This window comes from Leptodesmis sp., assembly GCF_052746595.1.
Map to the genome: position 1 here is coordinate 1 of NZ_JBRAGO010000187.1, position 3,651 is coordinate 3,651.

At 46.4% G+C, this 3,651-nt stretch carries 5 protein-coding genes and 1 pseudogene; all 6 read right to left on the bottom strand.

Going from position 1 to position 3,651, the window contains the following annotated elements; genetic code table 11:
• Positions 1–104 precede the first annotated feature (104 nt).
• Positions 105–818: a GTPase gene (locus ACUVQO_RS22695; protein WP_445928093.1), complete on the bottom strand. Its 714-nt coding sequence runs from the start codon at positions 816–818 to the stop codon at positions 105–107.
• A 5-nt stretch (positions 819–823) separates the two neighbouring features.
• Positions 824–1,324 (bottom strand): TerB family tellurite resistance protein, encoded by a 501-nt coding sequence (locus ACUVQO_RS22700; RefSeq protein ID WP_445928094.1) that lies wholly within the window; start codon positions 1,322–1,324, stop codon positions 824–826.
• A 318-nt stretch (positions 1,325–1,642) separates the two neighbouring features.
• Positions 1,643–2,014: a hypothetical protein gene (locus ACUVQO_RS22705; protein ID WP_445928095.1), complete on the bottom strand. Its 372-nt coding sequence runs from the start codon at positions 2,012–2,014 to the stop codon at positions 1,643–1,645.
• Positions 2,015–2,092: 78 nt separating this feature from the next.
• The gene (locus tag ACUVQO_RS22710) at positions 2,093–3,022 is read right to left on the bottom strand and encodes an alpha-amylase family glycosyl hydrolase (RefSeq protein ID WP_445928096.1); all 930 of its coding nucleotides are present in this window, start codon (positions 3,020–3,022) and stop codon (positions 2,093–2,095) included.
• Between the two features lie 24 nt (positions 3,023–3,046).
• The gene (locus ACUVQO_RS22715; RefSeq protein ID WP_445928097.1) at positions 3,047–3,238 is read right to left on the bottom strand and encodes a hypothetical protein; all 192 of its coding nucleotides are present in this window, start codon (positions 3,236–3,238) and stop codon (positions 3,047–3,049) included.
• Positions 3,239–3,253: 15 nt separating this feature from the next.
• Positions 3,254–3,651, bottom strand: a pseudogene (locus tag ACUVQO_RS22720) (polyphosphate kinase 2 family protein); the annotation flags it as partial.

The window sequence follows — 3,651 nt, forward strand, 5'->3', positions numbered from 1 at the left end:
TGCTTATCTCAATAATCAGTTATGAATCTTCTCTCTAGAAGGTGACACGCACCCGCTTTTACCTTCCTTTGCAAACCATCGTTCTGGATTTTTCAGAAAATGCTCTAACCGCCGTGAGTCTCGAAGATTGTACGAATATTTAGCAGAATAATCAGAGGTTTTGTTTTTTCCTTAAGCACCTTTAGGAAGGCGAACTCAGATTCCTGAATACTGTCGTTAGTTACAACATAGCAAATGACATCGGCTTCCTCAATAACACTTCGGGCAATCTCTTCATCGGTTTTTCCGCCCGGTGCGCCAATCCCAGGTGTGTCAATAATGCGAATGCCTTTCCACTCATACACGCGGTTATAGCGAGTTGTGCGTTGCTTACCAATACCAATAGACTCCCAGCCTTCCCCTGTAATTACTGCATGGAGGGTACTTTTTCCCGCTTTTGTACGTCCCATAAAGGCAATACTGAAATGGTTGAGTGACCTTTGTTTTGCTTGTAGTGTCTCGCGTACGGACTCTAAATTGTGCAGAATTTCAGCCGAAAGGTTTCGCCGAGTTTGCTCAAGCTGTTTAGCTACATCTTTTGCTGTTTGGTATTCTCCCTTTCCAACAATCTTCTTTTGGATATCATGCATTATGGGCTGAAGATCATTTCCCAATTTCTGGAGTGATAAGGATGCATCTCTTAATGCTTTATTAGCATACTCAATATCTTCCCTGGCAATTTTGGCGCATTGCCGGATTGCACCGTCATACTCTGGTCCAGATAGTAAAATTTCACGTTGAAGTCGCTTAATCTGCTCTCCAGTATGCTCTGGAGCCAATTCAGCTAGTTTGTGATGAGCGATCTTGATAATACAGACTCTTCCCCCTTTAATAACCGTGCCCCAACTGAAAGCTTGTTCGTATCATCAACAGCGCGATCGCTGGTACACCATTGGCTAAAGCCTTGAGCATATTCAAGCATCTGCTCGATTTCATACTCATCGATACCCCAAGTCTGAACAATTTGATTGACGACCTCTCGTTCTAGTGGAGAAAAATAACCATCAATGTAAGCAAATGCTAATATTTGCTTTAGGACTTCACTTCGCTGACCTACAGGAACGTTTTGTGCAGATTTTTCTAAAGAGATGTAGGTGTCATCTTGCCCTAGAATTTTCTTCGCTTCTTGGAGTGTCATTTTATGGATATTTACTTGCTTAGCAAGATCCTGTAGTGCCCGTGATTCTTTGTTATGGATTTGCTGGTCAGCACAGATAATATGAGCTAACAGTAGAAAACCGTAACCTAAACTTTCACAGTGCTCCAGAGATTGCTTAACTACCATTTTGAAGATTCTCGCTAAACTTAAAGGACATGAAATTCCTAAAATATTCTATTCCTTCGTCAATTTCACTGAAATCAGTGTTCCCCAAAAAAATCATCAGTAGTTCAACTAAACCAAGAAATTTATCGAAAATTTTCATGGACTGCCCTAGCCAAAGACCTGCGGCATAACGACCCCAATCACCCGCCGCAGATAACCTTGAATTCATAACCAATCACATCCTGCCGACTACCGGCGAATGGTGAAGTTAGCCTGCCTGACTCGACTACTGCGAATGTTGACCTGGCAGGTATAGTCAAAGGGGAACCAGGTTGGGCCCTAGCGGAATTCACCATCGCCGCGTACCCTTTCCTTGGCATTAGAAATAAAGAAGGTTCTGGTAGTGTCAGTCGAGAAGAGCACCTTCTCAACCCTGGCGTAGGCTTGACGAATCTGTCGAGCAATTTCTCGATGGTAGGCTCCGACCGAAGGGTGGTTGGGTGAAACCATGTTTCCAGGAGGACAATCAGGAGGAGGAACAGGCCGATCGGGCTGGGAAGTGATGCGAACTGAAAGTACGCGGCTGCTGGCTACATTAATCTGACACTCTGCCTGTCTGCCATTGAGCCGGTTTCGCATGAAGATGATTCGGTTGCCTGCCCCATCGATCGGCCCCGATCCGGTAATTTCTACATCGCGGACGGCGATCACAAATTCCTCTGCTGTTCGCTGAATGCAGGCATTCGCGTTAGCCGTAGAAACAGGGGGATTGGGGTTACCGGGTTGGCCTTAGGTAATCCGCACTGAAGTGACATAGTTATCAAAGGTTGTGATTCGGCATTCCGCCGTTTGCCCCGTTCTCCGATGATGTACTGGAATCCGGTGCTTGTAGCCCTCTAACTGTCCCTGATGGAAAAATCGCAATCCGGGACAGAGAAACGTGATGATTGCTGCCGCACGGTGCACATCGGGGGGAAAGGTGCTGGCCGCACGGGGTTCATCATGATTTTCCAGGAATCGGGCTGATCTACGTTGATAGTCGAAATCTGCCCAGAAATGTTCCCGCACTGGACGGGCCTGTTGTTCCCGCAGACAATCGTACAGTCGCTTGTCGTAGGTGTAACTGAAGCCTTGCTGCTGCAGCGTCCATTCCAGATCCCAGTAGACTTCCGCCATGAACACAAAATCAGGATGCTCAAACCGAACTTTGGGAATCGCTACAGGCCAGAAGGGGGCGATAGGAATGCCCCAGGTGCGCTGAAAGATCTCTGGCAGAATCAGCATCGCCATGTCACATCGCACACCACCGCATAACTTAGCAATATTCAACAATTCGTTAATTTGAGCCGTTTGTAAATCCGCATTGCCATAGTTAAGTTGAAATGTATCGCACCATCCCGGAAAGTAAGGATCACGACCGTAGGCCAATACCCGATCGCCCACCTGACTATAGTTCTGCGGCTCCTGCGATCGTTCTTCAGGCGTGCCAGGAACATAGTATTCTGGATGTTCCTGTACCCAGGAATGATCGGGTGCGGTATGGTTGGAGACAAAATCCAGCATGAGTTTGAGGCCGCGTTGGTGCAAGCGATCGCGCAACCGCTCCATTGCGGCATTCCCACCCATTGCCGTATGTACTGTATAAGCCGTGACTGCAAAACAGGAACCACACACATCCTCATCCGTCAGATCCGACAATAATCGTTGGTATTCCGCCACCTACTCTGGATTTGTGCGCGATACCTAGGGTGCGGCTGTCCCCGTCTGCCACACCCCCAGAAAATAAATCCAATCAAATCCCAAACTTATCCATTCATCCAGTGCTGCGTCGGCAATATCATCCAGCGTGGCAGGACGGTTTAGTTGCTGAGATAACTGCCTTAACCAAACACGAGTATTCACCTGATACAGAGATGGATTGAGCAAAGCAGTCATGGAAACTCCGAGGGGTCAAGATTCATTTTCTAAAAGTTGCCGAGCTTCTGCAAGAGCCTTTTTCGTTTCCTCCATTACTTCTGGATATTCCAAGCCCAGCCCTGCCAGAGTTTGATAAATCACGGCAGCAACTACCAAGCGCATATACCACTTACGGTCTGCAGGAACAATGTACCAGGGTGCCCATTCAGTGCTGGTATGAGTAAACACATCTTCATAAGCATCCATATACTGATCCCAGAACTGTCGCTCTTGAACATCAGTTACCGAAAACTTCCAGTTTTTTTCTGGTAGATCGAGTCGCTCCAAAAATCGTTTCTTTTGTTCTTCTTTTGAAACATTCAAGAAGAATTTCAGAACAATAATGCTGTTGTTGACTAAATATTTCTCAAAATTGTTAATTTCTTCAAATC